The organism is Paenibacillus sp. ATY16, assembly GCF_003399985.2.
Classification (GTDB): domain Bacteria; phylum Bacillota; class Bacilli; order Paenibacillales; family Paenibacillaceae; genus Pristimantibacillus; species Pristimantibacillus glycanilyticus.
Window position 1 is genome coordinate 206238 of record NZ_NMOK02000052.1, and the last position, 24208, is coordinate 230445.

Genomic DNA, 24208 nt, shown 5'->3' on the forward strand with positions numbered 1-24208 from the left:
TAACTATCGTACCTCGGGGAGGATGAATCGAGAATGGCTGCAGAAGTAAAAGTATGGGAGCAGACGGTGGAGCTGCCCACTTATGAAGTCGGGAAACCGGACCCTAATCCGATGTTTCTGGAGAAACGCGTCTATCAAGGGAGCTCGGGACGGGTTTACCCGCATCCCGTTATCGACAAGATTTACGACGAGAAGGTGATGAAGCCTTACCGGATCGTTTTTTTGGAAAATGAATTTGTGCAAATTCAACTGATGCCCGAGCTTGGAGGCCGGATCTACCGGGCGGTGGATAAGACGAATAATTATGATTTCGTCTATCATAATCAGGTCATCAAGCCGGCTCTGGTTGGACTTGCCGGTCCTTGGATCTCCGGCGGCATTGAGTTCAACTGGCCGCAGCATCACCGTCCGAACACCTACGGACCGGTGGAATGCGATATTCGGGAGAATGCAGACGGCAGCAAGACGGTATGGGTCGGAGAAATCGACCGGATGTACGGAACCAAGGTGACGACAGGCTTCACCCTGTTCCCAGGAAAGGCTTATCTGGAAATAAGCGCGCAGCTGTACAACCGGACCTCCGAACCTCAGACGTTCCTGTGGTGGGCGAATCCGGCGGTTGCGGTCAACGACCATACGCAGTCCGTATTTCCGCCCGACGTTCACGCCGTCTTTGACCATGGCAAGCGGGATGTATCCAAATTCCCGATCGCAACCGGCACGTACTACAAAATGGACTATTCCGAAGGAGTCGACATTTCCCGTTACCGCAACATTCCGGTGCCAACCTCGTATATGGCGTACCGGTCGGATTACGATTTTGTCGGCGGCTATGACCACAATGTGAAAGCGGGCATTCTTCATATTGCCAACAAGCATGTGTCTCCCGGCAAAAAACAATGGACCTGGGGACATGGCGAATTCGGCCAGGCCTGGGACCGGAACCTGACGGACGAGGATGGGCCATACATCGAGCTGATGACGGGCGTTTATACGGATAACCAGCCGGACTTCACCTGGCTGCAGCCTTACGAGGAGAAGAGTTTCAAGCAATACTTCATGCCTTACAAGGAAGTTGGCATGGTGAAAAACGCTACGATCGACGCCGCGGTTAATCTGGAAGTCGAAGGCCGGCAGGCTAGCGTAAATGCGTACGCAACTTCGGTCTACGCAAATGCCCGCATCGTATTAAAGGGGGCAGCCCGCACCTATATCGATCAAACGGCGGATTTATCGCCATCCCAGGTTTTTGCCGCAACAGTGGTTCTTGAAGAAGGGGAGCTGGAGGAGAATCTGAAGCTTGCGGTATTCGCGGACAACGGCAAAGAGCTGGTCAGCTATCGTCCCCAGCGGAAGCAGCTGGAGAAGACGCCGGATCCGGCAAAAGCGATTGGCGAGCCGGAAGAGCTACGCAGTACGGAGGCGTTATTCCTCGCAGCGCAGCATCTGGAGCAGTACCGGCATGCAACTTACGAGCCTGATCCTTACTACTTGGAAGGACTTAAGCGCGATCCGGGGGATATCCGTCTGAACAATGCTTACGGCTTGCTGCTGCTGCGCCGCGGCCAATTCGCGGAGAGCGAGACGTACTTCCGCCGCGCGATCGAGACGCTGACGCGGCATAACGCGCGGCCATACGACGCGGAGCCGTTCTTCCATTTGGGCAAGGTGCTGAAGTGGCAGGGACGTCACGAGGAAGCGTTCGCCGCCTTCTATAAATCGGTCTGGTCCGGAGCTTGGCAGGCCGCGGGATACTTTGCCCTTGCCCAGCTGGCCTCGGGCAGCGGCAAATATGAGGAAGCGCTGGAGTTAATCGATCGTTCCATCGATGCGCAGTATCGCAACCGCAAGGCCCGGCTGTTAAAAACGGCTCTGCTGCGCAGATTGGGACGCCTGGAAGAAGCGGGGCGGGTGGCGGCGGAAACATCCGAGTATGATCCGATCGACTTCGGCTCGCGCAACGAATGGATTCGCATTCATGAGCTGGAAGGAAGGGAAGAGCAAGCTTCGGCAGCTTTGGAAGCTCTCGCCGGCCTTATGCGGGACGACGCCCACAATTACATCTCGCTGGCGCAAGATTACGCGGATGCGGGATTGTACGCCGAAGCGCAAGACGTACTGGGGCGGATCGAGGAACGGACGGCGGGCAGCGTCTATCCGATGGTCCATTATTACCAGGGGTACTACCATCATAAGGCGGGAGACCAATCCGCAGGCAACTATTGCTACTCGCTTGGCCAAGAGGCGAATCCGGCTTACTGCTTCCCGAATACGCTTGCGGATTACGATGTTCTGACTCGCGCGGCCCGGGTACGCGCCGATGACGCAAGAGCGTTCTATTATCTCGGCAATCTGTTGTATGACAAGAAACGCCATGCGGAAGCCGCGGCAAGCTGGGAAGCTTCGGCGGCCATCGACGGCAATTACGCAACCGTGCACCGAAATCTCGCGCTTGCTTATTACAATAAACAGAACAAGCCGGAAGCAGCCTTGGCTTCGCTTGAGAAAGCGCATGCCTTGGCGCCGGACGACGCCCGCATTTTCTACGAGCTGGATCAGCTGTACAAGAAGCTGGCCTACACGGCGGAGCAGCGCCTGACCGTCTTGGAGCGGAACAAGGAGCTGGTAGAGCTTCGCGATGATTTGTATCTCGAGTACGTAACGCTTCACAACTCGCTTGGCCGTCATGAAGAAGCGCTGGAGCTCATCTTCGCCCGCAACTTCCATCCTTGGGAAGGCGGAGAAGGAAAGGTGCCGGCCCAATACGTACTGGCCCGCGTAGAGCTGGCTAAGCAGCTTCTGGAGCAAGGGCAAGCCGGCGAAGCCATCATACAGCTGGAAGCGGCTAAGCAATATCCGTTGTCCATTAACGAAGGCAAGCTTGAAGGCGCGCAAGAGAACAATATCAATTACTATCTCGGCATGGCGTACCGGATTCTCGGCGACGCGGAGCAGGCTGAGGCCTTCTGGTCGCTGGCTTCGGAAGGGCTGGACGAACCAACCAGCGCCATGTTCTACAACGACCAGCCGCCTCACATGATTTATTACCAAGGCGTGGCGCTGCGCGAGCTGGGACGCGTGCGGGAAGCCCGCAGCCGGTTCAACAAGCTGGTCGACTACGGCGAGCAGCATTTGTTCCAGCCGCAGAAGATCGATTACTTTGCGGTATCGCTTCCGGATTTCCTGGTCTTCGACGAGGATCTGGACAAAAAGAACCGCATTCATTGCCATTACATGATAGCGCTTGGTCAATTAGGCTTAGGGCAGGCGGCAGCCGCCGAAGAGCATTTCCGCGAGGTGCTGGAGCTTGAGCCAACCCATCAGGGTGCCGCTATTCATCGTAGCTTGCCGGCTTCGGCCGTGGAGCATATTTCATAATTTCGCGGGAGCGGGGTGCAGTCCTGACGGGACTGCGCAGCGCTCCCTTATTCGCGGAAGCTGCTTTACATTAAGAACGGGAGGTGCTTGAAGACAATGACTAGCATGTATTGGGAGAAAGTGTTGTTCGAGGGCTGCGAGGCATGGAGAGGCCGTTCTTCCATGCTGGAGCTGACGCTTATTCCGTCGCTGGGCAGCAAGGTCGTATCGCTCAAGGACGCTGCCGCCAGCCGGGAATGGTTGTCCCGCACAACGCTTCCGCTTGGCAACGCGGGGTATGCCAGTTCTTTCGCGGAAGCCGACGGCAGCGGCTGGGACGAAATGTTCCCGACCGTCGATTCTTGCCGTCTGCGGCAATCGCCGTGGGTGGGCATTGAATTGCCCGATCACGGCGAGGTGTGGTCGCTGGCCTGGGAATGCGGCCTGCGGGACGATCGGCTTCATTGCGAAGTGGAAGGCCGCAGATTGCCCTACCGGTTGGAGAAGATCTGCTCGTTTACGGAAGAAGGCCGTTTGAGGATCGATTATATCGCCCATAATCTAGGCGCCGAACCTCTCCCGTTTCTATGGGCGGCTCATCCCTTGTTTCAAGTCGAAGCAGGAATGGAAATTATCGTACCCGCAAGGCTGGAACGAATCGCGGTGTCCTACTCCCATATTCGCAGACTAGGCGATAAGGGAACGCTTCTGCCATGGCCAAGGCCGCTGCCGGACATTAGCTTGAATATCGCGCAAGCGGCTGATGCGGAAACCGCGGAGAAGTTTTATTTTGACGGGCCTCTGCCGGATGGTCGGGCTTCCCTGTATAATCCCGCCAGCGGGGAGATGCTTACGATGACATTCCCGAAGGAGCAGGTACCTTATTTGGCGGTATGGGCGAATTACGGCGGTTATTTGAATCAGTATCATGTCGCGCTGGAGCCTGCAACCGGCTTCCTCGACGATGCGTCCGCAGCCTGGGACGAGGGAGAAACCTCGGTTATTCCCGGATACGGCCGGTACGAATGGTATTTGGAGCTCGAGCTTGAAAATAAACAAAGCCAATAAGCAACGTCTATAACCATTTCCTTCTTCCGGCTTTTTGTTGCCTTCGCCGTTTTATTATCGGGTTCCGATTAATACAATGGGCTTAAAGAAGGCAGTCGAAGAGGGAGGAGGATTCGTAGGCATGGAGACGTTCGGCAGAGGTTGCCTCTGGCTTATTATTGGCGCATTAGGCTTGCTGGTGCTCGCCGTGATTACCCAAAGCACGATTCATATTCCTTGGTTTATCTTTATTCCCGTCGTCATTCTCGTCTTTTGGATGGCTTCAAAGAAAAATAAAAAATGAGATATTGCATGCTGGAAGGGCGGCCCCGAAGTCATTAAATGACTACGGGGCCGCCCTTTCTTGGATTTCAAGCAGCGTAATGAGATTTTAGCCTGCATTCTGTGGAGGAACCCCAACGTGCGGTGAGCGAACTTTTTGTATGACCTTAAAAAAACACAAGCGATAAGAAAGCGATTCCATTGTGGGTATCCCCCGTTAACGGCTAGGATGAGAGTAAGTAAGGAAGCTCATCGCGAAGGAGGGAAAGCGCTTGTTCGGTTTCATTTGGAAGTACCGGACGTTATATTTTATTTCAATTCCAGGTATTCTCTATTTCATCGTTTTCAAGTACCTGCCGCTCCTAGGATCGGTTATAGCGTTCCAGAACTACAACCTCTTTGCCGGCTTTGGCGGCAGCCCGTGGGTGGGCTTTGCGCATTTCGAGCGAATGTTCCAGCATTACGATTTTATCCGCATCTTGAAAAATACGCTTGTACTTGGTCTGCTCGACATTCTTATCGCTTACACGGCTCCTATCATTCTGGCTTTGCTTCTGAACGAGGTTCGGCTTGTGTTGTATAAAAAAATCGTTCAAACGGTTGTATACGCGCCACATTTTCTGTCGTGGGTGATTGTCAGCGGGATTTTTACAGGCATGTTGTCTCCTTCTTCGGGAATCGTGAACGTTATCCTCGGCTGGTTTGGCATCGAGCCAATCTACTTCTTAGGCGAAAACTCTTATATCCGCAGCATATTGGTAGGCTCCGGCTTGTGGCGCGATGTCGGCTGGGGAACGATTATCTACTTGGCCGCCTTGACCGGCATTAATCCCGAGCTGTACGAGGCATCCGAGATTGACGGCGCCGGACGCTGGAAACAGACGCTTAGGATTACGATTCCATCGCTTCTGCCCGTCATTACGGTACTGTTTCTTCTGAAAATCGGCGACTTCATGGATTACGGCTTCGAACGCGTATTTGTCTTCCAGAACCCGCTGAACATTACGAACAGCGAAATTCTGGACACATATATCTACAAGGCCGGATTAAAGCAGATGCAGTACAGCTATGCTACCGCGATGGGCCTGTTCAAATCCGTCGTTGGCTTGGTCCTGCTCATGATCGCCAATACATTAAGCCGCAAATCAACCGGAGAATCGTTGTATTAGGTGAACGCTTTAGAAGTATGAATCATTACGATAATCGCAGTACGGTCATTGTGGTGATCATTCATTTTAGGAGGGGTGGCCGTGATAAGGCGCGAGCATTGGAGCAGGAAGCTTTTTCTTATCGCCAATTATTTGTTTCTGACAGGTTTGTCGCTAACGATGCTGCTGCCGTTCTTGAATGTAATCGCGCAGTCTCTCAGCGGTTCGGCGGCAATTGACCGGGGAGATGTCATGTTCTGGCCCGTTGACTTTACGTTCAATTATTACCGGTACGTATTTGACGATGTCTCCATTTGGCGGGCGTTTGGGGTTACGGTGTATATCACGGTGCTGGGCACGCTTATTAACTTGGCCGCTACCTCGTCCCTTGCTTATCCGCTCTCGAGAACGGAATATGTAGGGCGCAAATACGTGCTGCTGTTTATTTTATTGACTATGATCTTTACTGCGCCGCTGATCCCCCAGTTCATTCTGATGAGGGAAATCCATCTGATTAACACGCTATGGGCACTTATGATTCCGACGGCAATCAGCGCGTTTAACCTGATCGTGCTACGCTCCTTTTTCGTTCAAATCCCGACGGAGCTTATCGACAGCGCGAGAATGGACGGCTGCGGCGAGCTTAGGATACTATGGAGTCTGATGCTTCCGTTGTCCAAGCCCGCGCTTGCGACAATCGGTATCTTTTACTCGGTGACCAACTGGAACAAATATATGGACGCCTTGTATTACTTGAATGACCGCAGGCTTTATCCGCTGCAGGTAAAGCTGCGCGAGCTGCTCATTAACGACGATCTTGTTGATACAGGCAATTTGCCGTTTGACATCGCTTCGCAATCAGTGCAAGGGGTTCAGATGGCTGTTATTCTGGTGGCTACGATTCCGATCATTATGCTGTACCCATTTATGCAGCGTTATTTTATTAAAGGCATGCTGATCGGTTCGATCAAATCTTAAGTCCGCCATATAAAAAAATGACAAGCGGAGCCAAACAAACTCCATTGTGGCCGTGTTGCGTGTTTATCTATACTGAGGCTAGGTTTTTGAAAGCGCTTTATAGAACGATTTGAGGGGATGAGGGGATTTATGAAAAAACTGTTCGTACTCGCCACGATTGCCGCATTATCCGTCTCGATGATTTCCGGCTGCTCCAAGAACAACAACGAACCGTCCAAGGCGACAAACGCTCCGGCCAACACGGCGGACGCCAGCAATAAGCCTGAAGAAGCCAAGACAACCAAATTCTCGATTTCCATGCGGACGCTTAACGTGGCTTACGTGGAGCAGAATCCGGACATTAACAAAGACAAGTACGTGCAGGCGCTCGAAAAAATGACGAATACCGATCTGGATATCCGGCTTATTCCGCACAACGAATACCAGGATAAAATGATTCAAATGTTCGCGACAAACGATATTCCGGACGTTGTCCAGGGAAGCGGAGGCATTAGCGGACAGGAGCTGGCGGGTGCCGTGCAAAGCGGCGTATTCCTGCCGCTGAACGATCTGCTGGAGCAATACGGGCAGAACCTGCTGAAGCGTCTGCCGAAAGCAGCATGGGACCGGCTGACCGATGAGAACGGCAATATTTACGGCATTCCCGAAGTGCTCAGCAATCCGTCTAGACGCGCCACCTGGATCAGGACCGACCTGCTTGAAAAAGCGGGCAAGCAAATCCCGACAACGGTAGAGGAAACCCTCGACGTGCTGCGCGCGTTCAAGGAGCTAGGTGTCGAGAATCCTTATATGGGCCGCAAAAACTTCAAATACGCGGACACGTTTTTCGGCTCCTACGATGTCTTTGGCTATTTGAACCAATTCAAGGCATTCCCGGACGGCAAGGTAAAACCAAGTTTCTTTGATGCCGACGCTATGAAAAAAGCAATCGGAACTTACAAAACAATGTTTGACGAAGGCTTGATCAGCAAGGAATTTGCCACGATCGAAAGCGCCGACTTCAAAAGCATCATTACGAGCGGCAAAGCCGGAATGTGGTCGATGAACGCCAATGAGCTTCCGATCTGGGGCACGCAGCTGATGGCGAATGTTCCAGGCGCGAAGGTTGCGCTTATTCCGTCCCCCGTAGGCGATGACGGCAAAGGCGGTTATGCCTACTACAATCCAGTGACGCGCTCATACTTTATCAACGTAAACGCTAAAGACAAAGCGGCCGAAATTGTGAAGTTCTTCGACTGGATGCTCAGCGAACAAGCCGAGCTGTTCTTCAGCTATGGAATCGAAGGCGAAGACTATCAAAATAACGGCGGTACGATCTCCTATACTCCTCCTACGGACGAGGCAGGAACAAACAAGCAGCGCTTCCTGAACTACTGGCTGTGGATGGTGCAGGATACGACTTACAACAAGCGTATTGCGGAGCTGACGGATTCAGGCAAACAAATGGTCGATGCGTTCGATAATCTGTTGACGAAGGAGGGCCGCGGCGGCATTGAGTTTGATCCTCGACTTGAAGCGTTTGTGAGCTACCCGGACCTGAGCCCTCAATCCGATCAGCTTCCGCCGCTCGTACTCGAGCATGTGCTCAAAATGGTGTACGGCAAAGAGCCGATTGACAACTACGACAAGGTGCTCGAGGAGTACTTATCCAAGGGCGGGAATGAAGTGATTGAAGAGGCAACAGCTCGTTATAACAGCAAAGAAAGCGCTTTCGAATAATGCTCGCTAGAACAGCCGGCATGGACTAGAATGACAGTAAGAGATTGGGATGCTCTCCTTGCCGGGAATACCTGCGGGCGGGAGAGCATCTTGCTCCATTAACGATTTGCATCTGAAGCGGTGATCGCTTCCGCCTGCAAACGAGGAGGACAAATCCATGTACCGCATTTTAGTTGTCGACGATGAACCGATGATCCGCAAGGGACTGCAGAAGCTGATTGGCGAGTCCGATCACTCAATTTGCCATGCAGAGACGGCGGACAACGGGGTAGACGCGCTGGAGAAAATCGCCGCGAGCTGTCCCGATCTTCTATTTACCGATATGAAAATGCCTAAGATGGACGGTCTCGAGTTATGCCGGCAAATAAATGAGCGTTATCCCGATTTGCCCATTGTTGTCATTTCGGGTTATGGCGATTTCGAATACGCCAGGCAATGCATGTCGTTTGGCGTGAAAGAATATTTGCTTAAGCCGGTAACCAAGGCCGCGGTGAACAAAGCCGTGTCGAAGCTGATTAGCGGGCTGGAATCCCGGAGGCAAGCGGCTTTTATCCCGCTGTCCAAGACGGAAGAGTGGTTGAATCAACTGCAGGACGGGATTTGGCATCTACGGCCCGAGTCGATCAAGACGGCAATAGCCGGCATGGAGCGGTACTGCATGGCTAGCAAGCTGGATGTTCGAATGATCAGCGAATTGTCGCAGGATTTGGCGAGCAAACTGTTGGACCGTTTAAACGCGCGTCAGGTATATCCCTTCGAAGCTCCGCAAAGGCAGGCGAAGCGGGATAACGCTCCTTTCTCCTCTCTAATCGAAACCGCGGCGGGGCTGATGGAGCAATTGCGGATTAAGCGAAAAGGGAACTTGAAAGAACCGGTTGAAGAGGCCAAGGTCTATATCGAGAAGCATTTGAACCGTGAATTGTCATTGGAGGAAGTAGCGGAGAAGCTTGGTCTCAGCCCTTCGTATTTCAGTCAGCTGTTCAAGCACATGACGGGCGAAACGTTTGTCCAATACCGGACAAAGCGGCGGATGGAGAAAGCAAAGCTGCTGCTCTCGATACCTCATCATAAAATTACGGATGTCTCCGCGGAAGTCGGCTTTGCCGATCACCCGCATTTTACGAAGACGTTTAAAAAGTACAACGGGCTGACGCCCTCTGAATACCGGGAATCATTGGGGATTAAAGGATGATGAAGCCCAGTCTCTCCAGGAAGCTGTTTCTGTATTTTCTGATCGTCATTCTACTCTCTTTGTCCACGGTCGGAATCTTTACTTATTTGAAATCATCTGCAGCGATCGACAAGCAGGTAGAAAAGTATATCTCCACGGTTATCGAGAACGCAGGTACGCAAACAGACCGTCAACTCGAAACGTTCGAACGGGTGAGCAACTCAATCTTGTCCCAGCAGTCGGTGAAACAGTTTCTGGATATGGATCCGAAGGATAGCTACGAGTATTACTATTTTACGAAAACAATACGTCAGGACGTCTTTCAGAAAATTTTCATTACCTATCCGACTCAGATCCACATGATCTATATTTTAGGCGACCATGGCTTGTCGATTTTCGACCAGAACCAAAGCTTCTCTTCCATGACGGTTGATCCGTCGCCCAGGTACGAAGAGCTAAAAGCAAAGACACCGGACAACGGCGAAATCGCGATATTAAACACGGCGCTGATGAACAATGAACGCGTCGTGACCATTGCCCGCAAAATTAGGGGCTACACCTCCTATGCAGTGAAAGGCATTCTTGCCATTGAGCTTAACGAAAGCGAGCTATCGTCGTTGTGGAACAATGTGGATCTTGGCGAGAACGGCTTCTTTTTCATTCTGGACGCCGAAGGCTCGGTCGTATATACGCCCGACCGCAGCACAAGGAGCGAAGTGGAAAGCACCGGACTTGGGCAGCGGATTGCAAAAGGCGGGAATACGCGCTTGATCGAGAAAGTGAACGGGAAGGACTCACTGATCGTCTCTCATAAGTCGTCTTACTCCGATTGGAGTCTTGCTGTGGCTTTGCCTTTAGACGAACTGCGGGAACCTATCTCCGGCATCCGGTCCACGACCATAACCGTTGGACTCGCGACGCTTGCGATTGCTTTATTTCTTGCTTTCCGGTTTGGCAACTCGATTGTGGGCCCGATTCGGACTCTTAAAAACGGGATGCGTCAGACCGAGAAGGGCAACTGGGCCCGTATAGAGAATAACCGGCGCAGCGACGAGATTGGCGGATTGATTCACAGCTACAATCTCATGGTGAGCCGGCTGTCGGATATGATCGAGCAGGTGTACAACACGGAGCTGACCAGCCAGAAAACGAAGCTTCAGCTGCAAGCCATCGAGCTGGAAAGGCAAAGGGCGGAGTTTCAGGCGCTGCAGCTGCAAATTAATCCGCATTTTCTGTACAACACACTGGAAACTATCAATTGTTATGCAATCGTACAAGATTCGAACGAAATATCGGAGATGGTCGAGGCAATGGCTTTTATGCTTCGTTACTCGATACAGACCAACCTCGAAGAAGTGACTTTGGCGAACGAGTTGAATCATGTACGCCATTACATGATGATCCAGAAACACCGGATCGGACACGAGTTTGAGATCGAAGTTCTTACCCCGCCTTCGCTGCTACTGTCAAGAATGGTTAGACTAACGCTTCAGCCTATCGTCGAAAACATCTTTCAGCACGCGTTTGCGGACGGGTTCGAAGCCTGGCATTACATCAGGATCGATACCCGCCTGGAAGACGGCGAGCTGCTTGTTATCGTGGAGGACAACGGAGTAGGCATGATGGAAGAAAGGCTCGCGAAATTAAGAAAAAGACTGGACCGCAACCGGCTTGTTGAAGAGGAGACGACGGTTCATGGACGGCGCAGAGGAATTGGACTTGTGAATGTTCACCGCCGGATTCAGATGGTATTTGGCGACGAATTTGGACTTAGTGTCGAAAGCTCGCCTGGCAACGGCACATTGATTGTTCTGAGAATGCCAAGCGAGGTTCTTCCGCAAGCAAAGGCGGAGCTCGAGCTTATGAACGCGTAAAAACATGAGGGGAAGGCGATAGGCATGTCTTTTGATCTGACAGGGAAAGTTGCGCTCGTGACGGGAGCAAGCGGCGGAATTGGCCGAGCCATCGCAGCCGCTCTAGCTGCATCCGGGGCGAAGGTTATTGTTAACTATTTGAATAGCCGTGAAGCAGCCGAAGAGGCGGTGGAATCAATTCGGCAAAACGGAGGAGAAGCGGTCGCGATTCAAGCCGACGTATCCAAAGCTGGGGAAGCGGAGCTGCTTGTCTCCGAGGCGGAGCGGGCGTTCGGCCGTCCCGTTGAACTGCTCGTCAATAATGCGGGTCATCTTGTGCAGCGGATACCAAACGAGGAAATGACCGAAGAGCATTATAGCCGTATTATGGACGTGAATCTGAAGAGCGCCGTATTTGTCTCGAAGGCGGTAATTCCAGGCATGAAAGCAGCCGGTGGAGGCTGTATTGTGAACCTGACGTCTGTCGCCGCCCATAACGGGGGCGGACCAGGCGCCTCTATCTATGCAGCGAGTAAAGCCGCGGTGATCGCGTATACGAAAGGGCTCGCCAAGGAGCAAGCGGTAAGCGGCATTCGCGTTAATGCCATATCGCCCGGATTTATTGGAAATACGGCGTTCCATGCCACCTTTACATCAGCGGCAGCGAGAGAAGCGACGGTTAAAGGTATTCCGCTTGGCAGAGAAGGAACGCCTGAAGATGTGGCAGGGGTGGCGCTGTTCCTAGTCTCAGATTTATCGGCCTATTTGACCGGGGAAACGATTGAAGTAAACGGCGGTATGTTTATGCGATAACCGTTCGACCGATAGAAGCCATTTTTGACGAGCAAAGTGAGGGGATTGCGATGGGGAAGCTATTCGAACCGGTCAGCGGATTGTTGACCGTACCTTATGAACCAAACGGAAACACCGCGCTGAGGGAGAATCCGCCGAGATTCACCTGGATGCCGGCAAAGCCCGAAGATGACCGGTACATCCTGCAGATTTCTTCTTCCTCCGAATTTGAAGAGGATTTGACGGAGCAGGTTGGACCGCTTCCATATAACTTTTTTACGCCAAGTCATGTATTTGAGCCGGGGACGTATTATTGGCGCTACGCATTAACGGATGAAACGGGGGCGTTATCCGGCTGGAGCCAGGTTAGATCATTCCTTGTACCGGAACAGCTGCCGTCAACACCGCTGCCTGCGAGGGAGACGAGATATGAGGGGACGGGCGTCTCGCATCCCCGGCTATGGCTGAAACCCGATCGGGTCTCAGCGTTCAGGGATCGTATTCTTGAGGATGCCTCCGTCTGCGGCTGGGATGTTTTCTACGAGAAATCGGTTAGGCCATGGATGGAAAAGGAGCTTATTGCGGAGCCGGAGCGGTATCCGGACAATAAACGCGTTGCGAAGCTATGGCGTAAAATGTATATGGACTGCCAGGAAACGCTGTATGCTATTCGCCATCTGAGCGTGGCGGGCGTGCTGCTCGAGGACGCCGATATTCTGAAACAGGCAAAACGCTGGCTGCTGCATGTCGTGTCCTGGGATCCAAGGGGCACAACTTCAAGGGATTATAACGATGAAGCTGCGTTCCGGATTGTTGGTGCCGTAGCATGGGGTTACGACTGGCTGTACGGCATTTTATCGGATGAGGAGCGGGCAGCGGTTCGAGCGAATTTATTTACCCGCACGGAGCAGGTTGCCCATCATGTTATTGAAAGATCCCGGATTCACCACGTACCTTATGACAGCCATGCCGTTCGTTCGCTGTCTTCCGTGCTTGTGCCGGCATGTATCGCCATGCTGCACGAGGAGCCGAAAGCACGGGAGTGGCTCGACTTTACCTTGGAATATTACGCATGCCTGTACTCGCCATGGGGCGGGCAGGACGGCGGCTGGGCGGAAGGCCCGATGTATTGGACGACCGGTCTTGCTTACTTAATTGACGCCTTTAATCTGATACGCCAATATGTCGGAATCGATCTGTATAAGAGACCTTTCTTCGAGAGTACGGGGGATTTTCCGCTTTATGTAAACAGCCCGGATACGATAAGAGCCAGTTTTGGGGATCAGTCTACGCTTGGAGAACCGCCAAGCCTGAAGACAGCCTACAATATCCGCCAGTTCGCGGGATTAACAGGCAACGGGTTGTACCAATGGTATTTCGAGCAGGTAAAAGAGCAGGATAAGGATGCCGAAACGAAATTTTATAATTACGGCTGGTGGGATTTCAGGTTCGACGATTTGCTCTACCTTCATGATTACCCGGCCGTTCAGCCTGTTGTTCCCGTGCCGGAAAACATCGATCCCGTCAAGTGGTTCCGCGATGTCGGCTGGGTAGCCTTTCACCGCCGGATGGACGATCCCGAGGAACATATCCAGCTGCTCGTGAAGAGCAGTCCCTATGGATCGCTTAGCCATAGCCACGGCGATCAGAACGGATTCCTGCTGCATGCCTACGGTGAACCGCTCGCCATCGACAGCGGTTATTATATTGCGTTCGGAAGTACGATGCACCGGAATTGGAGAAGACAAACCATTTCGAAAAACAGCCTGCTCATCGATGGTAAAGGCCAATACGCCGGTACGGACAAAGTGCTGTGCAAGGAGGCTAGCGGCGTTGTGGAAGAGGTCGTCTCGAAGCCCGGTTTTGCCAGCGTACGCATGAACGCAACGGAGGCTTACCGGGAGACGGTACCTTATTTGAAGCGTTTTGTCCGCGAAGTCCATTGGCTAGATGAATCGTATGCCGTCATCGTAGACAGCGTTGACCTTGACCGGCCGGGACGCGTGTCTTGGCTGATGCATACGCTCCATCAGATGGAATTGAAAGGCCAGACTTTCCGGGCTGTCGGCACAAAAGCAGAACTGGATGGCCGGTTTGTATATGTGTCCTCCGGGGAAATGATGCTGAGCCAGCATGACGGGTTTACGGATGTGGAGCCGTCGGAGTATGAAGGGCTGGCGAATCATTGGCATTTGAGCGCGGAAACGAAGGAGGCTTCGAGCCACCGTATCGTCACGCTGCTTGTGCCGATGAAGAAAGGCGATGACAGGTTCGTCTCCTATTTTATAGATGATCAGGACCACGGCATTCATTTGTATCTCACGAACGAGAACGGCACAACGCGTATGATTGAAGTGCCAAAAGCGTATTGATCTGAGGGAAGGAGGGACTTGTACTTCATGAGCAACTTAGGAGTATGGGAAGCGGCGGAGCCGGGCGTGAAGCGTAAAATTTTGTGCGCCGAAGGTAGTCTGATGATGATGGAAGTTCATTTCGAGCGTGGCGCGGAGGGTTATGAGCATAAACATCCGCATGAGCAGATGTCCTATTGCCTGAAAGGAACGATGCAGTTCACGATTGACGGAACCGTAACAGTGATCAAGCAAGGGGAAAGCGTCTATATCCCAAGCAATGCCCTTCATGGCGCGAAGGCGCTGGAGCCTTCCGCGCTTCTGGATACGTTTACGCCGATCAGGCGGGATTTGCTGAAGCACGACTAGTGCCCCTTATACTTAAGGCTGCGATAATCGCGGCCTTTTATTTTTTGTGAGGAGCGATTGCTTTTTCGATGTAGGCTCTTACGGTTTTGATGAATGTGCGCATAGCATATCCAATATATTTGTCTCTGCGATAAATGAGACATATATCCTGGGAAGGTGAGGGATTCTTTAAATGCACGACTTTAATATCGGGATGATGCAGATTTTCAAGCAGCAATCGCGGTAGAACGCAAGCGCCAACCCCATTTTGCACCATCTGGAGGAGGGATGATAAGGTTGTCGTCACCATATGAGGCTGCAAAGAAAACCCGTTGTCCGTGGCATAACGGTCGATCAGCATGCGGCATTGATGGTCGGGCGGGAACATGACCAGCTTCAGGGTTTGGAGCTTGTTGAAAGGGATAATGCTCTCGGTTGCAAGAGGATCATTCCTGCTTACCGCCAATGAGAATTCTTCGTGAAACAAGGGGATTGAAGTGAGCCGTTCGTCTATAACAGGCCCAATAGTTACTCCGATATCGATGCTCCTGTCCAGTACTTGTTCGGTTACCTTCATAGATTCCAGTAGAGATAGAGAGATGGTTGGATACGTCTGGTGGAAGCTTAGCAACAAAGCGTTAAACAGGAGATCCGCATCACCGGGCAAAACCCCAATCGATAACGATCCTCCTCGCATCTGCTTCAGGTCAGCGATAGCGTCGCTCGCTTGTTGAAGATGTCCGAGCACGACAGAGCCATGTTCACGGAGAATCGCTCCCGCTTCCGTCAGGACAATCGTTTTTCCAATTCGATCGAATAACAGGACTCCTAATTCCTCTTCTAATCTCCTTATCTGCTGACTAATGTTGGGGGCGCTGACTCCCATTTTTTCGGCCGCTCTCGTAAAGTGAAGCTCTTCGCATATCGCCATAAAATACTGCAGTTGTTTGAACTCCATAGCTCATACCTGCCTTCCATCGCTATGCGGGTATTTGATTAATGAATAGTGTCACGCGATCTTCCGCTTCTGTCAATATATTGTTGTTAACTTATGCTTAACGTTTCGGTAACGCCTGCTGCATTGATGGAAAGTTCCGTGTGGAGGTAATCTTGGGATAAGAAAACGAACCACATGAAGTCAACTTTATTAGGAGGCGATTAACGATGACACAATCCATTATCAATACCGGTAAAATGCTTCATCAGATCGTGATTGGCAAGCTACAAGATATAACGGAAGGCTATTATGACAGGCAACCGGAAGGCTTCAACAATACCATTCGTTGGAATGTCGGTCATATCATCTATTGGATGGATAAGTATTGTTCTCTAAGCTTTGGTACCCCCTCGTCTATTCCCAGCTCGTATCAAGAGTTGTTTAACTCTGGAACAAGACCTTCGGATTGGACGATTGTTCCTCCGTCTGCGGAAGAGCTTGCAGAGTTATTAACGGCACAGTTTTCCCGCCTATCTGAGCTGACGCCGGAAATGCTGGAAAAGAAGCTTTCAGCTCCTTATGTATTTGGACCGTTTCAATTTAACACGGCCGGAGAATTATTCAACTTCGCCCTTATTCACGAAGCCATTCACCTAGGAACGATATCCGGCCAGTTGCAGGTTTTGTCGCGCTAATTGCTGTGAAGCAAGAATTACATGAAGGAGGGCTCTTCCATGCATAAGTCCACAGGTACGCGTATAACCCGGACGTATGATGCATTTGATGCTTTCAAGCATGCTTTCGAAACAGGAAAGACCATACATTTTCTTCAGAAGGTAACGGAGGATTTTTGTTTCCGCATTCCACTTCCTTTGGAGGGATGGAATAGCGAGCAGTATGGCAAAGAGAGGTTCGAGGAGCTGATTAGGTTCGAGCGCTCCGTATTGCAAGCATATTTCACCCCAATCCTTGTACTAGAAAACGAAGACAACGGGATTGTTGTATTCCGCGCTGAAGGCATTATAAACGGAAAGCCTTATCTCAATGAGCTTGCGGTCGTGTTTGAGTATGAAGAAGACAGGATCCGCTCTTTCCGGGAATATGTAGGGACACCGTTAAAAAACTACGAGGCCCCGTAATGATGTGTTGAACAAAGCAGCAGCCTGGGAATTGCATTTCATCCCAAGCTGCTGCTTTATATTATTCGCTTACTATTTCAACACAACCGACAATCCCGTGAAAATAACCCCAAGCGCGTATGCGCCCGCATCGGGATAACCGATGCTGCGTTCGCCGACGGTGCCGGCACGGCCCATGCGGGCAACGATCGTCTCGGTTTGCTTGGCGCCTTCGACTGCTGCTTCGGCAGCGGCAATGCCGGCAGCCTTCAGCTCGGTTCCCGCTTCCGCAGCGGATTTCCAGCTTTCCGCGTAAGGAATCAACGCGTCGATAAGCGTCTTGTCGCCTACAACGGCGCCGCGGCCAAACGATCTTTCGCCGGTTGCCTGAATGCCCTTCACTACAGCATCCAGAAGCTCAGCTACTTCGGCAACAGTCAGCTCCGTTTTCCCTTCGGCATATTTGCCGCCCGCGCGGAAGGCTGAGCCCCAGATCGGGCCGGACGCGCCGCCGCAATGCTCCATAATGATCAGGGAGCAGGCATGCAGGAAGCTGCCGATATCCTCGGACTCGCCCACGATATCCTTCCATTCCGCTTTCAGCTGCTTGAAGCCTTTTGCCACGCTCATGCCAAAGTCCCCGTCGCCGGCATGGGAGTCCAGCTCGCAGAACGGCACTTCGTTCTCGATAATAATCTCGCTCATCTTGTCAATGAGGTAAGTCATATTGCGGAGGGACAGCTTTCCGTTCCGGGCTACGGCATACTCTTCGCTGGTTTCAACGCGGTAAGACACGTTCTCTGCATTTGTCGCCTGTTCCTCCAATGCCACGTAGGACACGTTTTCCGAGGCACCGCCGCGTACGATGAAGGCAGGCGTATCGCATTCTTCGTTCAGCAGCTGCTTCAACTGCTCGTCCAGCTTCATGATGGACAGGGATGCACCCGCCATATCGATGCTGGTCATGTAGTTGCCGACAAACACCTTGTTAACGGCAATGCCTTTCTCGTGCAGCTCGCGCATAACGGCATTGTTCAGCAGGTACAGCTCCTGAAGCGGAGTACCGCCAAAGCCGTTAACCAGAACGGCAATTTCCTCGGTGGAGCCGGCACTCATGCCCAGGCTGGCAAGCAGCTCCGTAACCATGCGCCGCGCCAGCTCGTCGGCGGAAATCCGCTTCTCTCTGCGAATCCCGGGCTCGCCGTGGATGCCAACGCCGTATTCCATTTCGTCTCCGCCAATCGCAAACGTTGGCGTGCCTTTAGCCGGAACGGTACAGGAGGTAAAAGCAAACCCGATGCTGCGGACATTGGCAATCGCATTCTCCGCCGCAGCTTTTACTTCGGCGAGACTCCGTCCCGCTTCCGCCGCCGCGCCGGCAATCTTGTGAACAAGCACCGTGCCGGCAACGCCGCGGCGTCCAACCGTATACAGGCTGTCCTCAACGGCAATGTCGTCGTCGACTTTGACGTAATCAACCTGAATGCCGTCTTCCGCCGCAAGATGAGCGGCATTCTTGAAGTTCATCATGTCGCCGCTGTAGTTCTTGATAATAAGCAGCGTGCCTTGCTCGCTTGCCGTAGACTTAATCGCCTGATAGACCTGAATCTGCGAAGGGGAGGCAAAGACGTCGCCGCAGACCGCCGCATCGAGCATTCCTTTGCCGATAAAGCCGGCATGAGCGGGCTCGTGGCCGCTGCCGCCGCCGCTGATCAGCGTCACTTTGGCGGCGTTAATGTCTTTTTTCTTCATGACTTTATATTTGGAGTTGAATTCGAGACCCGGATGTGCCATCGCAAGTCCGTTACACATCTCGCGGACAAGCGTCTCCGGCTGATTGATGATCTTTTTCATCTTACGACTTCCTTCCTTGTTTGAAAGCCTGGCCGAGCTGATCGGCAACGATGATCGCAGCGGCTACCGCTTCCTCCGTAATCGGGAATGGCATAGCATGAATCGATTCTTCCGGGATGCAGGCAAGCGCCGCAACCTGTGCAAGCTCCTCTTCGGTAATGCTGTCTACACCGATGTCGGAAAGACATACCGGCAGTCCAACCGAAGCGCAGAATGCAAGCACTTCGTTTACTTCTCCCTTCGGCGCGTTCTCCAGAACGAGCTGCGCAATCGTGCTGAAGGCAACCTTCTCGCCGTGGAAATAATGATGCGTGCCTTCAAGCACGGTCAGTCCGTTATGAATCGCATGGGCTGCCGCAAGGCCTCCGCTTTCGAAGCCAAGACCGGAGAGCAGAATGTTGGTCTCGATGATATTCTCAAGCGCCGTTGTCACCTTGTTGCTGTCGGACGCCAACTTCGCTTGCACGCCGTCCTCGAGGAGTGTCTCATAGCAGAGCTTCGCAAGCGCAAGCGCCGCTTTGGTTCCGCGGGCGATTGGCGCCGCGCCGGCATGCACGCCGTTAGGCAGGCCGGCATTTACTTTGGAGAAGGAGCGGGACGTCGCTCTAGCTTCAAAGTAAGTCGACAGCGCGTCGCCCATGCCGGATACGAGGAAGCGGGTAGGGGCATTCGCAATAACGGTCGTGTCGATCATTACAACGCTAGGGCTGGATTTAAAGTATGCGTAATCCTCGAAAGCCCCGTCATTCGTGTAAATAACGGCGGAATGGCTTGTTGGAGCATCGGTCGCGGCAATCGTCGGAACGATAATAAGCGCTTCGCCTTCGGCTACGCATTTCGCGGTATCGATCGCCTTGCCGCCGCCGAGGCCAATCGTGCAGGAGCAGTTTTTCTCGCGGGCAAGCTCTTTCAGCCTGGCAATTTCCTCGCGGGAGCATTCGCCGCGGAATCCGCTTTCAACCAGCGTAATATGGAATTTATTAGAAGTAAAGTCCAGCTGGTCCTTTACGCGCTTTACATCATCGGGATGAGCAATTAGAAGGGCGGAATCACCGTACGATTGAACGAAAAAGCCAAGGTTAAGCAGTTCGTTTTCACCTTGAACGTATTTGCTTGGGCTGATAAATGCTTTTCTCATCTTGGATATACCTCCTGAAATGAATTCATACTTCGTAAGCATGAGCCATGGTAAGCCTTAGCTTACGGACTACTCTCATTATAAAATCAGGGGGAGGGAGGAAGCATTGTATCTTAAGCGCAAAATAAAGCAGATTACGATGGTGTTTTTATGCTCAATCCTTCCTGGAATTGTACTATTTTGTCCTGGCGGGGAGTTCTAGTATAATAAAGTTATCTTTTCAGGTTTGGAGCGATCACCATGAACGCAAGATACGATCTGAAACAAATTATGGATATCGACAAATGGCATAAGCTTCAGGATTCCATGTCTCTTGTAACGAAGATGGCGATTATTACGGTCGATTACAAGGGTATCCCCGTCTCCAAGCATAGCGAATGCCAGGCTTTCTGCCGCGAGGTGCGAAAGGATCCCGCGTTATCGTCCTATTGCCAGAAATGCGACGCGCGCGGGGGACTTGAGGCAGTCCGGTCGAACAAGCCTTATATTTATCAATGCCATTTTCAAATTCTCGATATAGCGATTCCGATTGTGGTGGATGACCAATATATTGGCGCGGTTATGGCGGGCCAGGTGAAGCTGAGCGATCCCGAAGTGCCGATTGAACAGATCGTGACAAGGCCTCCCAATGCGGAGACGGATAAAAAGTTCAACGCTCTGCGGGAGCAGTACCGGTCGCTGCCGGTGTTGTCTTACGGGGAAGTCGAGAAAATCGCGGATATGCTGTTCCATCTGTGCAACTATATCGTGGAGGAAGCGATCCGCAAGAGCGACATGCTTCAGATGTACCGTGACTCCTTGTCCCGGGAAAACCTAACGGCTGCTCCGGTTCATACGATTGAGTCTTCTTATGAGCACATTCAAGCGCTGCAAAGCGAACTGTCCAATACGCTGATTGAGAAAAAGCTGAAGAAATCATCCGGCGTCTACCAGGCCGGCAACTCTATTTTGCAGCCGGCTTTTGATTATATTTACCGCCATAAGCACGAGAATGCGGACCTCAAGGAGATGGCTGCCTTATGCCATGTCAGCCCGAGTTATTTCAGCCGGATCTTTACGAAGGAAACGGGCGAGAATTTCTCGGTGTTTGTCCCGCATCTGAAGATCGGCTGGGCAAAGGAGCTGCTCGAGACAACCGGGCTGTCGGTCAATCAGATCAGCGACGAGCTTGGCTTCGCCGACGCGGGTTATTTTATCAAGACGTTCAAAAAGTTCGAGAGCCTGACGCCAGCCGCATACCGGAGAATCTACCGGGACAAGGCCTAGCCGTTGCTTGCCTCGAAACATCTTAACCGTTTCACCTTGTCCCTTTGTAATAAGCAGGGGAGAGTCCAACGTATTTCTTGAACACTTTGCTGAAATAATAAATATCGCCAAAGCCGACCAGTTCGGCGACCTCACCGATGGTCATTTGGGTTTTCTCCAGCAGCTCCCGGGCCCGGTTCACCCTTACTTTATTGACATAATGCGTGATAGAGCAGCCGGTAATCTTGTTAAAGATCCGGTTCAAATAATCGAAATTGCAGTCAAAGCGGGCTTCGATATCGGAGCCCGTTATTTTGTCCGGGTAATGCTGGTGGATGTAATCCAGCAGCTCGTAAGCGGTAGCCTCCCCTTTGGTGGTCCGTTTCCTTGCGCTTTGCAGATGCTCCGCGAGATAAGCGCGGGACAACTGGACGAACAGCTCCGCCAGCTTGAGGGCCGTCATGCTGCGGTTATAATTTTTCCGCTGGTATAGCTGCCCCATCTCATTCAGGTGATTGTACACTTGACTTCGCGCGTTCAGGTTAGCCAGGTTAAAATGCTTCGGGAAGCCATGGCTGCAGCCGGCCTCCGGTTCCTGATCCTCCAGGAAGAAGCTCCTCGCGTAACTTTCCATATCCCCGATATGAACCGTTTGAATATCCGGATGCTTAAAGTGAATGTAGTAATAGTCGCATACATGCTTCTCGAATCCTTCGTGATCCAGATTCGGCTCCAGCATAAACACGTCCCCTTTGCGCAATACGTAACGCTCGCCATTCTCCTCGATGTGCAGCTCTCCGCTTTTGATGATGTACAGAATATATTCGTCGACGGTCCGTTTGAAGTGAATCCACGGGCTCGTGTAAGCCACGAATCCGAGAAACGTAACGGTAGGGACAAGCTCCATATTTACGGCCAGCATAACATTCCCCTTTTTCTAAAAGTCGCTATTGTACAAAAAGTGTCTCGATCCGCCATTTTCAATCATTCTATCACAGGCTAATCTGATGGTGTGGTTTTTAATCCGGGAATCGTTGGGATGGTGCTTATGAGTAAATTAAAAATCGGTATTATCGGCCTTGGCGGCATTGCCGACTTTCATAGCGAAGGCATACTCGCAAGCGGGGAGGCCGAGATTTGGGCGATCTGCGACGAGGATGAGAAGCGCCTTGCCGCAAGGCGCGCGCAGTGGAATATTCCCGAGGATCGTGCTTACCTCAGCTATTCCGGGCTGCTTCGCAATCCGGAGGTGGATGCCGTCACCATCGGCACGCCAACCGTCAGCCACTTCGCCATTGCAATGGCAGCCATCGAGCACGGCAAGCCGTTTGCATTGGAGAAGCCGGTAGGGATGAACGCGGAGGAAGCGGCCGCCTTGCGGGCGGCTTTGCAGAATAAACCGCTGCCTCATATGATCTGCTTCTCCTACCGCTATAAAGCAGCCGCCCGATACGCCAAGCAGCTTATCGAAGAAGGAAGACTGGGCCCGATCCGCCATGTTTATAGCCAATACTTGCAGGATTGGGGCATCCATGAGGATATTCCGCTTGTATGGCGGTTCGTGCAGTCGGTTACCGGCTCGGGAGCCTTTGGCGACCTGGGCTGCCATATCCTTGATCTGACCCGCTTCCTGGTTGGCAATACGCAGCGCGTGATTGCCGATGCGGATACGATTATCAAGCAGCGGGATCTGCTGGACGGCTCCGGCCAAGGCGAGGTAGACGTGGATGACTTCTGCCATGTCCTCTCCCGGATGGAGGGCGGCATATCGGGTTCCATGCTGATCTCCCGCTTCGCTTACGGGCGGGGCAATTACCAGCGGATCGAGATTTACGGCTCCAAAGGCGCTCTTGTCTATAACCTGGATGCGGAAGACTCGCTTCAGGTGAAGTTCAAGGAGGAGGGCGATGAGCATTTTCGACCGGTCGACATTCCGGATCACTGCAGGACAGGTCAAATGCAGGCGTTCTTTCGCCTCTTGAGCGGCCAAGGCGACGGCATGGACGCCACGATAGAAGACGGTTATATCAATCAGCTGGCCGTAGACGCGATTATTCAATCTTTTACCGAAGAACGCTGGATCACCATTCAACAATAGGAGGCACTAACAAACATGAAGCAAATTAAAGTAACCGTATGGAACGAGTATCGCCACGAGAAGCATAACGAGCATGTAAAAGGCATCTATCCTGAAGGCATTCATAATGCCATTGGCGGATACCTGAAAACCATTGAAGGCCTTGAGGTTGGAACCGCTACGCTTGACGAGCCGGAGCATGGTCTCACGGACGACGTACTCAACAACACCGACGTGCTGATCTGGTGGGGGCATCTGGCCCATCATGAAGTGCGGGACGATATTGCCGAGAAGGTAAGAGACCGCGTGCTTCAGGGCATGGGACTGATCGTGCTCCACTCGGGCCATGCGTCCAAAGTGTTCGAGAAGCTGCTTGGCACGAAGACCGGCGCGCTCAAATGGCGGGATGACGGCGAGAAGGAGCGGCTTTGGGTTATTGAGCACGGCCACCCGATTGCGGACGGACTTGGCGAATACATTGAGATTCCGAAGGAAGAGATGTACGGCGAGCGCTTCGAGATTCCGGCGCCGGATGAGCTGGTGTTCATCTCCTGGTTCGAAGGCGGCGAAGTATTCCGCAGCGGCTGCTGCTACCGCAGAGGCAAAGGCAAGCTGTTCTACTTCCGTCCGGGCCATGAAACGTTCCCGATTTATCATCAGCCGGAGATTCTTCACGTGATCAAAAATGCCGTAAATTGGGCGGCGCCGATACACGGAGCAGCAGCATCCTACGGCCGCGTGGAACCTCTAGAAAAAATAAGTAAATAATTTACTATTTCAAGGCGATTGACAG

General features: G+C 52.3%; 20 protein-coding genes. 16 read left to right on the forward strand and 4 right to left on the reverse strand.

Annotated elements, in window-relative coordinates:
- Nucleotides 1-33: 33 nt before the first annotated feature.
- The 11 genes from CFI03_RS26685 (at nt 34) to CFI03_RS26735 (ending at nt 15067) form a co-directional block, all read left to right on the forward strand.
- The gene (locus tag CFI03_RS26685; RefSeq protein ID WP_248761346.1) at nt 34-3378 is read left to right on the forward strand and encodes a DUF5107 domain-containing protein; all 3345 of its coding nucleotides are present in this window, start codon (nt 34-36) and stop codon (nt 3376-3378) included.
- A 96-nt stretch (nt 3379-3474) separates the two neighbouring features.
- Complete coding sequence (locus CFI03_RS26690; RefSeq protein ID WP_248761348.1) at nt 3475-4425, forward strand: DUF4432 family protein; 951 nt, start codon at nt 3475-3477, stop codon at nt 4423-4425.
- A 121-nt stretch (nt 4426-4546) separates the two neighbouring features.
- Nucleotides 4547-4708 carry a hypothetical protein gene (locus tag CFI03_RS26695; RefSeq protein ID WP_201009108.1) on the forward strand — a complete coding sequence of 54 codons (162 nt, stop codon included), beginning with the start codon at nt 4547-4549 and terminating at the stop codon, nt 4706-4708.
- A 250-nt stretch (nt 4709-4958) separates the two neighbouring features.
- The gene (locus CFI03_RS26700; RefSeq protein WP_283094703.1) at nt 4959-5855 is read left to right on the forward strand and encodes an ABC transporter permease; all 897 of its coding nucleotides are present in this window, start codon (nt 4959-4961) and stop codon (nt 5853-5855) included.
- Nucleotides 5856-5936: 81 nt separating this feature from the next.
- On the forward strand, nt 5937-6812 hold the full coding sequence (locus tag CFI03_RS26705; protein WP_248761350.1) for a carbohydrate ABC transporter permease: 876 nt from the start codon (nt 5937-5939) through the stop codon (nt 6810-6812).
- Between the two features lie 129 nt (nt 6813-6941).
- Complete coding sequence (locus tag CFI03_RS26710; RefSeq protein WP_248761352.1) at nt 6942-8531, forward strand: extracellular solute-binding protein; 1590 nt, start codon at nt 6942-6944, stop codon at nt 8529-8531.
- Between the two features lie 157 nt (nt 8532-8688).
- Nucleotides 8689-9723, forward strand: a complete 1035-nt coding sequence (locus tag CFI03_RS26715) for a response regulator transcription factor (RefSeq protein ID WP_248761355.1) — start codon at nt 8689-8691, stop codon at nt 9721-9723.
- Nucleotides 9720-11576, forward strand: coding sequence for a cache domain-containing sensor histidine kinase (locus CFI03_RS26720; protein ID WP_248761358.1), 1857 nt, complete (start codon nt 9720-9722; stop codon nt 11574-11576). The genes CFI03_RS26715 and CFI03_RS26720 overlap by 4 nt, the downstream gene beginning before the upstream one ends.
- Before the next feature lie 24 nt (nt 11577-11600).
- Nucleotides 11601-12368: an SDR family NAD(P)-dependent oxidoreductase gene (locus CFI03_RS26725; RefSeq protein WP_248761360.1), complete on the forward strand. Its 768-nt coding sequence runs from the start codon at nt 11601-11603 to the stop codon at nt 12366-12368.
- 50 nt (nt 12369-12418) lie between these two features.
- Entirely contained in the window at nt 12419-14719 is a 2301-nt protein-coding gene (locus tag CFI03_RS26730) for a DUF4962 domain-containing protein (protein ID WP_248761369.1), read from the forward strand.
- Between the two features lie 27 nt (nt 14720-14746).
- Nucleotides 14747-15067, forward strand: coding sequence for a cupin domain-containing protein (locus tag CFI03_RS26735; RefSeq protein ID WP_248761383.1), 321 nt, complete (start codon nt 14747-14749; stop codon nt 15065-15067).
- 37 nt (nt 15068-15104) lie between these two features.
- On the opposite strand, the gene CFI03_RS26740 is transcribed toward CFI03_RS26735, so the two are convergent.
- Nucleotides 15105-16004: a LysR family transcriptional regulator gene (locus tag CFI03_RS26740; RefSeq protein ID WP_248761385.1), complete on the reverse strand. Its 900-nt coding sequence runs from the start codon at nt 16002-16004 to the stop codon at nt 15105-15107.
- Nucleotides 16005-16210: 206 nt separating this feature from the next.
- On the opposite strand from CFI03_RS26740, the gene CFI03_RS26745 reads away from it, so the two are divergent.
- Complete coding sequence (locus CFI03_RS26745; protein WP_248761387.1) at nt 16211-16678, forward strand: DinB family protein; 468 nt, start codon at nt 16211-16213, stop codon at nt 16676-16678.
- Between the two features lie 39 nt (nt 16679-16717).
- The gene (locus tag CFI03_RS26750) at nt 16718-17122 is read left to right on the forward strand and encodes a nuclear transport factor 2 family protein (protein ID WP_248761390.1); all 405 of its coding nucleotides are present in this window, start codon (nt 16718-16720) and stop codon (nt 17120-17122) included.
- Nucleotides 17123-17194: 72 nt separating this feature from the next.
- Here the strand turns inward: CFI03_RS26750 and dhaK are convergent, their stop codons facing one another.
- Both dhaK and CFI03_RS26760 read right to left on the reverse strand, forming a co-directional pair.
- Nucleotides 17195-18955 (reverse strand): dihydroxyacetone kinase subunit DhaK, encoded by a 1761-nt coding sequence (gene dhaK, locus CFI03_RS26755; protein WP_248761391.1) that lies wholly within the window; start codon nt 18953-18955, stop codon nt 17195-17197.
- 1 nt (nt 18956) lies between these two features.
- Nucleotides 18957-20093 carry a glycerol dehydrogenase gene (locus tag CFI03_RS26760; RefSeq protein WP_248761393.1) on the reverse strand — a complete coding sequence of 379 codons (1137 nt, stop codon included), beginning with the start codon at nt 20091-20093 and terminating at the stop codon, nt 18957-18959.
- Nucleotides 20094-20333: 240 nt separating this feature from the next.
- On the opposite strand from CFI03_RS26760, the gene CFI03_RS26765 reads away from it, so the two are divergent.
- The gene (locus CFI03_RS26765; RefSeq protein ID WP_248761401.1) at nt 20334-21359 is read left to right on the forward strand and encodes a PocR ligand-binding domain-containing protein; all 1026 of its coding nucleotides are present in this window, start codon (nt 20334-20336) and stop codon (nt 21357-21359) included.
- A gap of 31 nt (nt 21360-21390) precedes the next feature.
- On the opposite strand, the gene CFI03_RS26770 is transcribed toward CFI03_RS26765, so the two are convergent.
- On the reverse strand, nt 21391-22260 hold the full coding sequence (locus tag CFI03_RS26770; protein ID WP_248761403.1) for a helix-turn-helix transcriptional regulator: 870 nt from the start codon (nt 22258-22260) through the stop codon (nt 21391-21393).
- Nucleotides 22261-22386: 126 nt separating this feature from the next.
- Here CFI03_RS26770 and CFI03_RS26775 point away from each other — a divergent pair, with 126 nt between their 5' ends.
- Both CFI03_RS26775 and CFI03_RS26780 read left to right on the forward strand, forming a co-directional pair.
- Nucleotides 22387-23436: a Gfo/Idh/MocA family protein gene (locus CFI03_RS26775; protein ID WP_248761410.1), complete on the forward strand. Its 1050-nt coding sequence runs from the start codon at nt 22387-22389 to the stop codon at nt 23434-23436.
- 15 nt (nt 23437-23451) lie between these two features.
- Nucleotides 23452-24183, forward strand: a complete 732-nt coding sequence (locus tag CFI03_RS26780) for a ThuA domain-containing protein (RefSeq protein WP_248761412.1) — start codon at nt 23452-23454, stop codon at nt 24181-24183.
- The last annotated feature ends 25 nt before the right edge of the window (nt 24184-24208 follow it).